Source organism: Pandoraea iniqua (assembly GCF_902459685.1).
GTDB lineage: Bacteria > Pseudomonadota > Gammaproteobacteria > Burkholderiales > Burkholderiaceae > Pandoraea > Pandoraea iniqua.
The window spans coordinates 214,973-228,971 of sequence record NZ_CABPSF010000004.1; the positions used below are offsets into that span (position 1 = coordinate 214,973).

Annotated in this window: 11 protein-coding genes and 1 tRNA gene; 9 read left to right on the top strand and 3 right to left on the bottom strand. The window is 61.8% G+C overall.

What is annotated here, in order from left to right:
• Positions 1 to 168 precede the first annotated feature (168 nt).
• Positions 169 to 1,284: an aromatic ring-hydroxylating oxygenase subunit alpha gene (locus tag PIN31009_RS16670; protein ID WP_150684719.1), complete on the bottom strand. Its 1,116-nt coding sequence runs from the start codon at positions 1,282 to 1,284 to the stop codon at positions 169 to 171.
• Between the two features lie 229 nt (positions 1,285 to 1,513).
• Between PIN31009_RS16670 and PIN31009_RS16675 the strand changes: the two genes are divergently transcribed.
• The 4 genes from PIN31009_RS16675 to folE2 all read left to right on the top strand — a co-directional run bounded on the left by PIN31009_RS16675 (position 1,514) and on the right by folE2 (position 5,981).
• Complete coding sequence (locus PIN31009_RS16675) at positions 1,514 to 1,780, top strand: exodeoxyribonuclease VII small subunit (protein WP_150791008.1); 267 nt, start codon at positions 1,514 to 1,516, stop codon at positions 1,778 to 1,780.
• 99 nt (positions 1,781 to 1,879) lie between these two features.
• On the top strand, positions 1,880 to 2,785 hold the full coding sequence (locus PIN31009_RS16680; RefSeq protein ID WP_150791009.1) for a polyprenyl synthetase family protein: 906 nt from the start codon (positions 1,880 to 1,882) through the stop codon (positions 2,783 to 2,785).
• 258 nt (positions 2,786 to 3,043) lie between these two features.
• Complete coding sequence (gene dxs, locus PIN31009_RS16685) at positions 3,044 to 4,969, top strand: 1-deoxy-D-xylulose-5-phosphate synthase (protein WP_150791010.1); 1,926 nt, start codon at positions 3,044 to 3,046, stop codon at positions 4,967 to 4,969.
• A 202-nt stretch (positions 4,970 to 5,171) separates the two neighbouring features.
• Positions 5,172 to 5,981, top strand: a complete 810-nt coding sequence (gene folE2, locus PIN31009_RS16690; protein WP_150791011.1) for a GTP cyclohydrolase FolE2 — start codon at positions 5,172 to 5,174, stop codon at positions 5,979 to 5,981.
• A gap of 90 nt (positions 5,982 to 6,071) precedes the next feature.
• Here the strand turns inward: folE2 and tsaD are convergent, their stop codons facing one another.
• Entirely contained in the window at positions 6,072 to 7,103 is a 1,032-nt protein-coding gene (gene tsaD / locus PIN31009_RS16695) for a tRNA (adenosine(37)-N6)-threonylcarbamoyltransferase complex transferase subunit TsaD (RefSeq protein ID WP_150791012.1), read from the bottom strand.
• Between the two features lie 90 nt (positions 7,104 to 7,193).
• Between tsaD and PIN31009_RS16700 the strand changes: the two genes are divergently transcribed.
• From PIN31009_RS16700 to dnaG, 3 genes are all read left to right on the top strand, one after another.
• On the top strand, positions 7,194 to 8,444 hold the full coding sequence (locus PIN31009_RS16700) for a BaiN/RdsA family NAD(P)/FAD-dependent oxidoreductase (RefSeq protein WP_150791013.1): 1,251 nt from the start codon (positions 7,194 to 7,196) through the stop codon (positions 8,442 to 8,444).
• 322 nt (positions 8,445 to 8,766) lie between these two features.
• Positions 8,767 to 9,213: a GatB/YqeY domain-containing protein gene (locus PIN31009_RS16705; protein WP_150684713.1), complete on the top strand. Its 447-nt coding sequence runs from the start codon at positions 8,767 to 8,769 to the stop codon at positions 9,211 to 9,213.
• A gap of 69 nt (positions 9,214 to 9,282) precedes the next feature.
• Entirely contained in the window at positions 9,283 to 11,166 is a 1,884-nt protein-coding gene (gene dnaG, locus PIN31009_RS16710) for a DNA primase (RefSeq protein WP_150791014.1), read from the top strand.
• Positions 11,167 to 11,180: 14 nt separating this feature from the next.
• Here the strand turns inward: dnaG and PIN31009_RS28470 are convergent, their stop codons facing one another.
• Positions 11,181 to 11,744 carry a hypothetical protein gene (locus PIN31009_RS28470; RefSeq protein WP_150791015.1) on the bottom strand — a complete coding sequence of 188 codons (564 nt, stop codon included), beginning with the start codon at positions 11,742 to 11,744 and terminating at the stop codon, positions 11,181 to 11,183.
• Between the two features lie 28 nt (positions 11,745 to 11,772).
• Here PIN31009_RS28470 and rpoD point away from each other — a divergent pair, with 28 nt between their 5' ends.
• Positions 11,773 to 13,872, top strand: a complete 2,100-nt coding sequence (rpoD, locus tag PIN31009_RS16720) for an RNA polymerase sigma factor RpoD (RefSeq protein WP_150791016.1) — start codon at positions 11,773 to 11,775, stop codon at positions 13,870 to 13,872.
• 28 nt (positions 13,873 to 13,900) lie between these two features.
• A tRNA-Ile gene (locus PIN31009_RS16725) sits at positions 13,901 to 13,976 on the top strand.
• Positions 13,977 to 13,999 lie beyond the last annotated feature (23 nt).

A 13,999-nucleotide genomic window follows, 5' to 3' on the forward strand; every position in this document is an offset into this window, starting at 1 on the left:
CGTCTCCTGATGCTTTCGTCGCCCGGTATTTGTCGAAAGCATGGCGACGATTCTAACGAAAACGGCGGGCACGTGGCCCGCCGTATTCACTTATTTCGGCAAATATTTAATTCAGTCTCTCGTGCGCGACATGGCTGTCTCACCAGATGAGATTTTGTGGGCAATGGCTCAAAAATCGCCCATCTGGCGTCGCAGAAACTCATGGAAGTGCTGCATGCCGTCTTCCATCGGACTTTGGTACGGGCCGACTTCGGATACGCCACGTTCGTACAACGCGCGGCGTCCGGCGTCCATACGCTCGGCGATCTCGTCGTCTTCGCGTGCCGTTTCCATGTACGCCGCCCGTTCCGCCTCGATGAATTCGCGCTCGAAGAGGGCGATTTCCTCGGGGTAATAGAATTCGACGATGTTCGTCGTCTTCTGCGGGCCACGCGGAATCAGCCACGACACGACCAGCACATGCGGATACCACTCGATCATCAGATGGGGGTAGTACACCATCCAGATCGCGCCGAAATCGGGCGGGACGCCTTCGCGGTAACGCAGCAGCACGTCGTGCCACTGGCGGTAAATCGGGCTGCCCGGCTTGCCGAGACCTTCATGCACGCCAACCGTCTGCACGCTGTACCAGTCGCCGAACTCCCAGCTCAGGTCTTCGCACGAGACGAAGCTGCCGAGGCCGGGGTGGAACGGCACGACGTGATAGTCCTCGAGATAAACCTCGATGAACGTCTTCCAGTTGTAGTTACATTCGTGCACTTCGACGTGATCGAACATGAAATTCGAGAAGTCGAGATGGTGCTTCACGCCGAGGCGCGAGAGATCGGCCTGCACGTCGCGGCCTTCTGCCTCGAACAGCAAGCCATTCCAGCGTTGCAGCGGGAACTTGCTGAGATTCAGGCAGGGCTTTTCCGGGAAATGCGGCGCGCCGAGCAGTTCGCCCTTCGTGTCGTAAGTCCAGCGGTGAAGCGGGCACACGATGTTGCGCGCGTTGCCACGGCCATTGAGCATGACCGCCTGGCGGTGGCGGCAGACGTTGGAAAGCAGTTCGATGCCGCCGTGCTCGCCCGCACCGTTGCGGACCAGCATGCGGCCTTCCTGCTCGGCCGGAAGGGCAAAATAATCGCCGGCTTCCGGGATCATCAATTCATGGCCCACGTAGCGCGGACCATGCTGGAAAAGGACTTCACGCTCGCGGGCCAGCAGGGCCTCGTCGAAGTACGTGTAGACCGGCAGTTGGCTCGAGGCCGGTTTCAATTGCAATGCGCTGCTTAGATTGGACATTCCCACTCCCGTCGAGCTTGGAAAGCAGTGAACAACCCAACCATCGAAAAATCGATTTAGGGGAACCGATGATTATACCCGGTATGCGCGTCAAGCGGCCGCTAAGTCCATGATTTGCGTTAAATATTGTCCGAAAAATGTCGTCACTTGCGCTTTTGAAGCGATTCGCGCTCTGCGAGCCGAGACGCTTTTGCCGTAAAATGGAACATTCGACCCGAATTTTGCGTTTATGGCCAAGACTGCAAAGTCGCAAGACGCGGCACCTGAGGTGCTGCAAGACCTGCCCGAAACCTATGAAGCCGCACTCGCCGAGCTAGAACAGCTCGTCGGCCGGATGGAAGGGGGCGAGCTGGGTCTGGAGGAATCGCTGGGGGCATACCGGCGCGGCGCGGCCTTGGTGAAATACTGCCAAGGTTTGCTCGAAAAGGTGGAGCAGCAGGTCAAGGTGCTCGAGGGCGAAACATTGAAGCCGCTCGACGCAGACCGCGACGAATAAAAGGCGTTCTCGACGCTCGAGGTGTCCGAGACGTTCGAGACGTCAGAATTACGCCGCATGGCGACCCAAAACACGCACGGCCGAACCGGTACGTGCAGGATGAAGACGATGGCGGATCAGAATATCAAGGCCTGGATGCAGGCTGTGCAGGCTCGTGTAGAACAGGCGCTCGACGCCGCGTTGCCCAAGGCCGCCGATGGCGGCTCGGCACGACTCAACGACGCGATGCGTTACGCAGTACTCGGTGGCGGCAAGCGCGTGCGCCCGCTGCTTTGCTTCGCCGCTGGCGAAGTGACGCAGGCCAGCGAAGCGGCGCTCGACCGGGCGGCCAGCGCGGTGGAAATGATTCACGCTTACTCGCTCGTGCACGACGATCTGCCGTGCATGGACGACGACGATCTGCGTCGCGGTAAGCCGACCGTACACGTGCAATATGACGAAGCCACCGGCTTGCTGGCCGGCGACGGGCTGCAAACGCAGGCGTTCGCGTTGCTCGGTGAAGCCACTTCGGACCTGAGTGCGGCACAATCGCTCGCGCTGGTCCGTGAGTTGGCGGTGGCCTCCGGTGCGCTCGGCATGGCCGGCGGTCAGGCGATCGATCTGGAAAGCGTCGGCATCAAGCTCACGCAATCGCAACTCGAAAACATGCATCGCCTGAAGACCGGCGCATTGCTGCGGGCTTCGCTGCGTATGGGCGCGATCTGCGGCCGCGCGTTGTCGGACGACGAAAGCGCCGCACTCGACGCTTACGCCGCGGCGGTCGGGCTGGCATTCCAGGTGGTGGACGACATTCTCGACGCGACGGCCGACTCGGCGACGCTCGGCAAGACGGCGGGCAAGGATGCCGCCAACGACAAGCCGACCTACGTGTCGCTGATGGGGCTGGACGGGGCACGTGGCTACGCAGAGAAGTTGCGTGCCGATGCTCACAAGGCCAGTGAATCGCTGGGTAACGCCGAGCGCCTTCGCGCGCTGGCCGATTACGTGGTCGATCGTATCAACTGATGGTGAGTGGGGCGGATCTTCCGTCTTCGGACGGTAACGCCCGCGAACCCTCAGGAGCGGCGAAATGCTGCTCAAGAAAGAAGTGAACAGATTTAGAGGCGGTTTCGGCTGAGGATTACGGGACCCGGCACCGCCTGCGGTAGTGACAAGCAAGGGCAAGGAGGGTCGGCGCGGTCTCCCCACAGAACGCACCGGCAGGACATCGGCGACAGCGCTCAGGGGGTGCTGCCCGACAATACGCCTATATATGGAACGACGATGTACGAACTGCTAAATACCATCGATGACCCGGCCGCACTGCGGCGTCTGGAGCGTCGCCAACTGGCACCGTTGGCCGAAGAGCTGCGCGCTTTCGTGCTCGAGAGCGTGTCGCGCACGGGCGGGCACCTGTCGTCCAACCTCGGCACGGTCGAGTTGACGATTGCGTTGCACTACGTGTTCAACACGCCGGAAGATCGCATCGTCTGGGACGTGGGCCATCAGAGCTACCCGCACAAGATCCTGACCGGTCGCCGTGGGGACATGGGCACGCTGCGCCAGTTGGGCGGCATCTCCGGTTTCCCGAAGCGTGACGAATCGCCTTACGACACGTTCGGCACGGCGCACTCGAGCACGTCGATTTCGGCCGCACTCGGTATGGCGCTCGGCGCACGCACCAAGGGTGAGCACCGTTTTGGCATCGCTGTGATCGGCGACGGCGCGATGACGGCCGGCATGGCGTTCGAAGCGATGAACAATGCCGGCGTGCACGAAGACGTGCCGCTGCTGGTCATCCTGAATGACAACGACATGTCGATCTCGCCGCCGGTCGGCGCGCTCAACCGCTATCTCGCCCGCCTCATGTCGGGCCGTTTTTATGCGGCCGCGAAGAAGGGCGTGGAGAAAGTGCTGAGCGTTGCACCGCCGGTGCTGGAGCTGGCGCGCAAGTTCGAAGAGCATGCCAAGGGCATGGTCGTGCCGGCCACGATGTTCGAGGAGTTCGGCTTCAACTACATCGGCCCGATCGACGGTCACGACCTCGATTCGCTGATCCCGACGCTCGAAAACATCAAGAATCTGAAGGGGCCGCAGTTCCTGCACGTGGTTACGCGCAAGGGCTATGGCTACAAGCTGGCGGAAGCCGATCCGGTGCTGTATCACGGCCCGGGCAAGTTCAATCCGGCCGAAGGCATCAAGCCGAGCACGAGCAGCAAGAAGACGTACACGCAAGTGTTCGGCGACTGGCTGTGCGATATGGCTGCTGCGGACAAGCGCGTCGTCGGTATCACGCCGGCCATGCGCGAAGGCTCGGGCATGGTCGAGTTCGAAAAGCGCTTCCCGGAGCGTTATTACGACGTCGGCATTGCTGAGCAGCACGCGGTGACGTTCGCGGGCGGCATGGCCACCGAAGGCCTCAAGCCGGTGGTCGCCATCTACTCTACGTTCTTGCAACGCGGCTACGATCAGCTGATTCACGACGTCGCGCTGCAAAACCTGCCGGTGGTGTTCGCGCTGGACCGCTCCGGTCTGGTGGGCGCTGACGGGGCGACGCACGCAGGTGCGTACGACATCGCCTTCATGCGCTGTATCCCGAACATGGTGGTGATGGCGCCGTCCGATGAGAACGAGTGCCGCCAGATGCTGTACACGGGGGTGCAGATCGACGGTCCGTCGGCAGTGCGCTATCCGCGTGGTGCAGGCACGGGTGCCGCGATCGAGCAGACGATGACGGCCCTGCCGATCGGCAAGGGCGTGGTGCGTCGTGAAGGTCAGGCCGAAGCCGGCCGCCGCGTCGCGATTCTCGCGTTCGGCAGCATGGTTGCCCCTGCACTGGCTGCGGCGGAACAACTCGATGCGACGGTGGCTGACATGCGCTTCGTCAAGCCGATCGACGACGAGTTGATCGCCCGTCTGGCGCAAACGCACGACTATCTCGTGACCGTGGAAGAGGGCAGCATCATGGGTGGCGCCGGCTCGGCCGTCGCGGAATCCCTGCTGGCCGGTGGGGTTACTCGCCCCGTACTACAATTGGGCCTGCCCGATCGCTTCATCGATCATGGCGACCCCGCGCTGCTGCTGGCTTCGGTCGGCCTCGACGCTGCGGGTATCGCGAAGTCGATCAACGAGCGATTCGACCTCAAGTCGCAAGGCGCGGCCGAGGCATCGAAGACATCGGACAAAGTGACGACAAAGCTCGTCGCCTGATTGGTCGGTCGTTAGCTATACCTGAACGATCCGGCTTTCGCGCCGGATCGTTTTGTTTTTGAGAAGCGCTTCCCACATCCCGTGCCGGGGCTCTCCGGCACGTTCCCGATGACTCTCGCCAGCGGCTCGCGAGCCCGGCATCGGAATGCGTTTGCCCATTGCCTCCCCCCAAGTCGGCTTGCCGGCACAGAAGGATGAATAGATGAACCAGATGAACCCCGCTTTCGTAATGCCGGACGTGCAGAGCAGCGTCGATACCCGGCAGATCCCGATTCAGCGCGTCGGTGTGCGCGGTGTGCGTCACCCGCTGTCGGTGCGTCTGGCCGGCGGTGACGTGCAGGCAAGCGTCGGCCTGTTCAATCTCGATGTGCATTTGCCTGCCGATCAGAAGGGCACGCACATGTCGCGCTTTGTCGCGTTGCTCGAAGAAAATCGTGCGCCGCTCGATCTGGCGGCATTCCGCACGATGCTCGACAGCATGCTCGTCAAGCTGGAAGCCGAAGCCGGTCGCATCGAGGTGACGTTCCCGTATTTCATCAACAAGACGGCGCCGGTGTCCGGCGTGCAGAGTCTGATGGACTACGAGGTGACGCTCACGGGCGACGTGCGCAACGGCGTGTCGCGTATTTGGCTCAAGGTGTTGGTGCCGGTCACGAGCCTGTGCCCGTGCTCGAAGAAGATTTCGCAATACGGCGCGCACAACCAGCGCTCGCACATCACGATCGACGCCGAACTCTCCGGCGACATCGCCGTGGAAGAACTGGTGCGCATGGCCGAAGAAGAAGCCTCTTGCGAACTGTGGGGCCTGCTCAAGCGTCCGGACGAGAAGTTCGTGACCGAGCGCGCGTACGAAAACCCGAAGTTCGTGGAAGATCTCGTGCGTGACGTGGCGACGCGTCTGAACAACGAGCCGCGCGTCGTGGCGTATGTGCTTCAGGCGGAGAACTTCGAATCGATCCACAATCACAGCGCTTATGCTGTGATCGAGCGCGATAAGCGCGCGACAGCGTAAGCGGCTCCGGTCGACAGCCATAAAAAAACCGCTCTTCGGAGCGGTTTTTCTTTGGGCGCTTGCGGGCGCCTGAGTGGCGCTGAAGCGAACTCAGGCGCTGCGCACGATATCGGCCAGATCCCAGCGAGGGCGCACGGTGTAGGCATATTCGCTGTCGGCTTCGTCTGGCCAGTGCTTGAGGCGCATCGCCCCGGCAAACGCGATCATCGCGCCGTTATCGGTGCAGAACGCCAGATCGGGGTAGTGCACGCGATAGCCGCGACGCTTGGCGGCTTCGTTGAGCCCCTCGCGCAACTGTTTGTTCGCGCCGACACCGCCGGCGACCACCAGCGTTTTCATGCCGGTTTGCTTGAGGGCGGCCATCGATTTGGCGACGAGCACATCCACAATGGCATCGACGAAACCGCGTGCGAGGTCCGACTTCTCTTGCTCGCAGACGTTGCCGCCGAGGTTGCGCACTTGCGTGAGCACGGCAGTTTTCAGGCCGCTGAAGCTGAAGTCGAGATTGCCCGAGTGTTTCATCGGGCGCGGCAGGTCAAAACGCCCGGGCGTACCGAATTCGGCCAGACGCGAAACAGCGGGGCCGCCCGGATAGCCGAGGCCGAGCAGTTTGGCCGTCTTGTCGAAGGCTTCGCCGGCGGCGTCGTCGAGCGTCTCGCCGAGCATGGCGTATTGGCCAAACGCGCGCACTTCCATCAATTGCGTGTGACCGCCCGAGACGAGCAGCGCGACGAACGGGAAGCCGGGTGCATCGGGTGCCAGCAGCGGCGAGAGCAGGTGGCCTTCCAGATGGTGGACGCCGACGACCGGCCGATCGAGCGCAAACGCCAGCGCATTTGCCACGCTCGCGCCGACTAGCAGCGCGCCCGCGAGGCCGGGGCCTTGGGTATAGGCGATCGCGTCGACCGCGCTGAGCGGCTTGCCAGCTTGGGCGAGCACTTCTTCGGCTAGCGGCAGCGCGCGCCGGATGTGGTCGCGCGAGGCCAGTTCGGGCACGACGCCGCCGTATTCGCGATGCATGGCGATCTGCGAATGCAGGGCGTGCGACAACAGACCGGCCTCGGTGTCGTAGAGGGCGAGTCCGGTTTCGTCGCAGGAGCTTTCAATGCCTAGAACCAGCATGGCGGGAGGAGAGGCGCGCGGCGTCTGTCAAAAAGGGGAACCGAGAAGTATACCAGTCACCCCCGACGCCCGCCGGTTACAATGCGCGCCATGGAAAAGTTCGATGTAGCGATTGTGGGTGCCGGTGCTGCCGGCCTGATGTGCGCGGCTGCGGCCGGGCAACTCGGGCTGCGCGTCGTCCTCATCGATCATGCGACGCGTCTGGCGGAGAAGATCCGTATCTCGGGCGGCGGGCGCTGCAATTTCACCAATATCAACGCGGGGCCGGCCAATTACCTGTCGGAGAATCCGCGTTTCTGCCGTTCGGCGCTGGCACGTTACACGCCGCGCGATTTTCTGGATCTGCTCAAGCGCCACAAGATCGCGTGGCACGAGAAACATCGCGGGCAGCTGTTTTGCGATGAAAGTGCCGAAGACATCATCGAAATGCTTCGCAAGGAGTGTGCGGCGGGGCACGTGCACTGGCGCATGCCTTGCGCGGTGCATACCGTCGCGTATACCGATGCGGGCGGTGCTCATCCGTATCACTTGACGACAGATGCGGGTCATATCGCAGCAAAACGGCTCGTGATCGCCACGGGTGGCCTCTCGATCCCCAAGATCGGGGCAACCGATTGGGGCTATCGCATTGCCCGTCAGTTCGGTCTGGACGTGATCGAGCCGCGCCCGGCGCTGGTGCCGCTGGTGTTCGACGCCGCCACGTGGGCGCCGTTTGCCGGCCTGTCCGGGCTTTCGCTGGAAGTGGATGTCAGCACGGGAAAGGGTAAAGAAGCGGGCAGTTTCGTGGAAGATCTGCTCTTTACGCACCGTGGGCTGTCCGGACCAGCGATTCTGCAAATCTCCAGTTTTTGGACGCCGGGGCAACCGATTGCCCTGAATCTGGCGCCCGCGACGGACATCGAGGCCGCGCTTTTCGAGGCGAAGGCCACGTCGAAGCGTCAACTCGCCAACTTGCTCGCCCAGTGGGTGCCGGCGCGGCTGGCCGACGCGTGGGTGGCCAATAGCGGGCTTTCGCCGCAGGCGCGGGTGCAGGAGTTGTCGGACAAAGCGTTGCGCTCGCTCGCGCAGGCGTTTTCCGGCTGGACGCTGAAGCCGTGCGGCTCAGAGGGCTGGCGCAAGGCGGAGGTTACGCGCGGCGGCGTGGATACGCGGGCGCTGTCGTCGGCCACCCTTGAGGCGCGCGCGCAGCCGGGCTTGCATTTCATCGGCGAAGTCGTCGACGTGACCGGCTGGCTGGGTGGGTACAACTTCCAGTGGGCGTGGGCGTCGGCGGTGGCCTGTGCGCAGGCGATGTCCGAGAGTGTGCGGGCCGCCATGCCCGGAGGTGACGCCCTGTCGTAGACGGCCCCTGGGTCGCCGTGATACGCTCTCTCCTTCGTGGAGACGGCGCTTTTCGACAGCCAGATCGTCCGTCGAACCCGTTCCGATGCCGCCGACGTGCGGCATCTGCGTCTCCATCGAGCCCGCTTGTGAATTGTCTTCCAAGCGGGTTTTTGTGTTCTTTAGTTGTGTTTTTTATTTGAGTTCTCTACCACTGTTTGTGGCCAGCGCCAGCCTATCGGCTGCGGCCGCAGGCGGTGTGTGCCAAGCCTTGCCGGCCGTCCTTTTCTTTGGGGCGGCATGCACTACACTGAAACGTATTCGAATTCCGGAATCCCAGCTCATGAGTCTGAAAGAACGCATTACCGAAGACATGAAGACGGCCATGCGTGCCAAAGCCGCCGAAAAACTGGGGACCATCCGCTTGCTGCTCGCCGCGATCAAACAGAAGGAAGTCGACGAGCGAATCTCGCTCGACGATGCGGCGATCGTGACCGTGATCGACAAACTCATCAAGCAACGCAAGGATTCCATCAGCCAGTTCCAGGCTGCCGGACGGACTGATTTGTCCGACAAGGAGGCCGCCGAAGTCGAGGTGCTTCAGGTCTACATGCCGCAGCAACTCTCGGCGGATGAAGTCGCGCAGGCCGTTAAGGCTGCCGTGGCGCAGACGGGCGCAGCGGGTCCGCAGGACATGGGCAAAGTGATGGGCGTGCTCAAGGGCCAACTGGCCGGACGCGCCGACATGACGGCCGTGTCCGCGCAGGTCAAGGCCGCGCTGGCCGCGTAATCCGGATATGCGGTCTGAGGCTGTCGCGTTTGCGATGGCAGGTGGCCGCGTTGCGATGGCATCTATCCAGTGATTCCCCAGTCGTTCTTGCAGGACTTGCTCAACCGCGTCGATATTGTCGAGGTGGTGGGTCGTTACGTGCAGTTGAAGAAGGGTGGGGCGAACTTCATGGGACTTTGTCCCTTTCATAATGAGAAGTCGCCCTCATTTACAGTCAGTCCGACCAAGCAGTTCTATCACTGCTTCGGGTGCGGCGCGCACGGCAGCGCGATCAGCTTCCTGATGGAGCATGCCGGCCTTGGTTTCGTCGAGGCGGTCGAAGAGTTGGCCCGCAACGTCGGGCTGGATGTACCCCGTGAAACGCCGCTGCCGGGTGCACCCCCTGCGGCGCAGCAGCGGGCCCAGACCCTCGGTCTGGTGGATGTCATGACGCGCGCGTGCGACTACTACCGTAAGCAATTGCGGGGCGCACGTACCGCGATCGACTATTTGAAGGGACGCGGTCTGACGGGTGAAATTGCCGCCCATTTCGGTCTGGGGTATGCCCCAGAAGGCTGGCAGAACCTTGAGGCGGCGTTTCAGGATTACCGCGACGATCAGTTGCTCGAAGCCGGGCTGGTGATTGAGAGCGACAAGGGCGAGCCGGGCAGCACGAAGCGCCGTTACGACCGTTTTCGCGATCGGATCATGTTCCCGATCCGGAACACGAAAGGTCAGGTCATCGCTTTTGGCGGACGCGTCTTGGACAAGGGCGAGCCGAAGTATCTGAATTCACCGGAGACGCCGCTCTTCAGCAAGGGCAGCGAGTTGTACGGCCTGTTCGAGGCGCGCGTGGGTATTCGCGACGCAGGCTACGTGCTCGTGGTCGAAGGGTATATGGACGTGGTAGCGCTGGCGCAACTGGGCTTCCCGCAGGCGGTGGCGACGCTGGGAACGGCGTGTACGCCCATGCACGTGCAGAAGCTGCTGCGCCAGACCGAGACGGTGGTGTTCAGCTTCGACGGCGATGCCGCCGGCCGCCGTGCGGCGCGACGTGCGCTCGAAGCGTGCCTGCCGCATGCCGACGACAACCGGAGTTTCAAGTTTTTGTTCTTGCCGACCGAACACGATCCGGACAGCTATGTGCGCGAATACGGGGCAGATGCGTTTGCGGGCGAAGTCTCGCGCGCCATGCCGTTATCGCAGTTCCTGATCGGTGAAGTCACTTCGGGCAAGGACATGCAGCAGCCGGAAGGCCGTGCGCGGGCGCTGTTCGAGGCGAAGCCCCTGTTGCAGCAACTTCCTGCAAATGCCCTGCGCGGACAGATTCTGCATGCGCTGGCCGAGCGCGTCGGTAATTCTGTCGAAGAGGTGGCGGAATTGTGCGAATTGCAGTTGAGTGCTGCGCGCCGCGCGAATGCGTGGGACAAGACGCCTGCCAAGCGCGAAAAACGACGCGTGGTCGGCACCGAACACCGGGCCTTGCAGAATCTGCTGATGTTTCCGGCGCTTGGAAACGAATTGACCGAGGAAGAGACCAAGATATTGGCGGATGTCACCCAGCACGCGGAGATCTTCGCGGAAGTGCTCGGACACTGCCATGAGTTGGGTGCACAGGCCGAATTCCGGTATCTGCACGATCGCCTGCGAGCTTCGCCGAATTGGGCCAGTTTTGACGACATCATCCGGGAAATTCTCGCGTTCGAGGAAAATGCCCGCGATCTGATGCTGTTCGACCCTGCCGATGAGGAGCAGGTCGAGCGCCGGGAGGAGCAAGTGTCGTTGCGCTTGGCCGAACTGCGTAGCGCGATCCGGCGCATGCAGTACGAGAGTCTGTGCAGCGAGCTCGAAACGATTTTCAAGCGGACGTCCCTGACGCCCGATGAAATCCGCCACGCTCAGGCGGTGTCGCGGCAACGCGACGAACTGAAGCGGCTGCTGGCTCCGGTCGGCACAGGGGGCACGCGAAGTTGAGGTAAGTCAGCGTGCTACAATAGAAGGTTTTCAGTGGGCTGTTTTCTGGCAAGCGAGATCGCTATGGCAAAGATGACAACGACCAGCGGAAAAAAGACGGTTATCCCTGCCACGAAGGCAAAGCGCGCGACAAGCGCGGCGGCGGCATCCGGTGGGAAGGGGGCGTCTCGCTCTGCGGAGGCTGGCGTTGCAGTAAAGGCCAAAAAGGTATCGCAAGCCACGAAGAAGACAGCCAGCCAGGCAAGTTCGGCGAAACGTACTACGCAAGATAAGGCAGCCGCCGGCGCAAAACCAAAGACGACCGGCAAGACGGCTGCGAAGGTGGCCGATGTCACCACGCGAAAGAGTGCGACCGCCGCAGGGGTGGGGGCTGCGAAATTGGCTAAGCCAGCAGCCAGGCCCACGGTGAAGTCAGCGCCGCCCGTCAAGGCGACGAAGGCGGCGACGAACCCGAAGGCGACGGCCGGCGAGAAACCGCAGGCCCGACAACCCGCTGAAAAAAGCGCGAAGAGCGCAACCACCGCCAAGGCAGCGACCTCGGCGGGCCGCAGTACACCTGCGACGCAGGCACCCAGCAAGACCGGTGCCTCCCGCAAACCCGAAGTTGTGGAAGTCACGACGGCAGAAGTTGCGTTGCGCGTCCCCAAGACGCGTGGCAGAGCCGCGAAGACTCCCGCTCCGGATGAGCAGAACGTCGCAGCGAATACTAACGATCAACCCGTGAACGAAGATCAGACCAAAGTGGAAAAGCAGAAGGCGCGAGATCGCCGGGCAAAAGAGAAAGCACTGCTCAAGGACGCATTTTCCTCGCACCAGCCCGGTACGGCGGAGGAACTTGAGGAACGTCGCGGCAAACTGAAGGCGCTGATCAAGCTGGGTAAGGAGCGTGGCTTCCTGACCTTCGCCGAAATCAACGACCACTTGCCGGACGAGCTGGTTGAGAGCGAGGCGCTTGAGGGCGTGATCGGCACGTTCAACGACATGGGCATTGCTGTGTATGAGCAAGCGCCTGATGCCGAAACGCTGTTGCTCAACGACAATGCACCGAACGCTGCTTCGGACGACGAAGTCGAGGAAGAGGCTGAGGCAGCCCTGTCGACCGTTGACTCCGAGTTTGGCCGTACGACGGACCCTGTTCGCATGTACATGCGCGAAATGGGTACGGTCGAGCTGCTGACGCGCGAGGGCGAAATCGAGATCGCCAAGCGTATTGAAGAAGGCCTGAAGCACATGGTGCAGGCCATTTCTGCGTGCCCGACGACGATTGCCGAAATTCTGGCGATGGCCGAAAAAGTCGAGCGTGAAGAAATGCGCATTGACGAAGTGGTCGATGGCCTGATCGATCCGAATGCAGACGCCGTTGCGGCGGCGGCTGCGGCTTCCGACGACGAAGACTTCGACGCTGACGCGGAAGAAGAAGAGGAAGCCGAGGAAGAAGCCGACGAGGAAGACGACAGCAGCAGCGGCGGCGGTGCTTCGGCAGCGCAGGTCGAGCAGCTCAAGCGTGACTCGCTGGCCAAGTTCGCCGCGATTGCCGATTGGTTCGGCAAGATGCGCCGTGCGTTCGAGAAGGAAGGTTATCAGTCGAAGCCGTACGTGAAGGCTGGCGAAGCCATCCAGGCCGAACTGATGACGATTCGCTTCACGGCGCGTACGGTCGAGCGTCTGTGCGACACGCTGCGTTCGCAAGTGGACGAAGTGCGCAACGTCGAGCGCGCGATTTTGTACATCGTGGTCGACAAGTGCGGCATGCCGCGCGCCGATTTCGTGGCTCGTTTCCCGGGCAACGAAACGAATCTCGACTGGATTTACACGGTCGTGGCCGACAACAAGGCGTACAGCACTGTGGTCGAGCGTAACGTGCCGGCCGTGCAGGAACTTCAGCAAAAGCTGATCGACCTTCAGGCGCGAGTGGTGTTGCCGTTGGCGGAGTTGAAGGACGTCAACCGCAAGATGTCGGAAGGCGAGCGTCGTGCGCGCAAGGCCAAGCGTGAAATGACCGAGGCAAACTTGCGTCTGGTGATTTCGATCGCGAAGAAGTACACGAACCGTGGTCTGCAATTCCTGGATCTGATTCAGGAAGGCAACATCGGCCTGATGAAGGCGGTGGACAAGTTCGAATACCGTCGCGGTTACAAGTTCTCGACGTATGCCACGTGGTGGATTCGTCAGGCCATTACGCGTTCGATTGCTGACCAGGCCCGTACCATCCGTATTCCGGTGCACATGATCGAAACGATCAACAAGATGAACCGGATTTCGCGTCAGATCTTGCAGGAAACCGGTGTTGAGCCGGATCCGGCAACGCTGGCCGAGAAGATGGAAATGCCGGAAGACAAGATCCGCAAGATCATGAAGATCGCGAAAGAGCCGATCTCCATGGAGACGCCGATCGGTGACGACGACGATTCGCACTTGGGCGATTTCATCGAAGATACCGGCACGGTGGCGCCTGCGGATGCGGCATTGCATGGTAGTATGCGCGACGTCGTGAAGGACGTGCTCGATTCGTTGACACCGCGCGAGGCCAAGGTGCTGCGCATGCGCTTCGGTATCGAGATGAGCACGGATCACACGCTCGAGGAAGTGGGCAAGCAGTTCGACGTGACGCGTGAGCGTATTCGTCAGATTGAAGCCAAGGCGCTGCGTAAGCTGCGTCACCCGAGCCGCTCCGACAAGCTCAAGTCGTTCCTCGAAGGCAATTGATTGCTGCTGAGCGAGCGCCGGTAGTTAAGGGCCGTTAGCTCAGCGGTTAGAGCAGGGGACTCATAATCCCTTGGTCGCTGGTTCGAACCCAGCACGGCCTACCAAAGAAGTAAGAAAGCCCCTGACG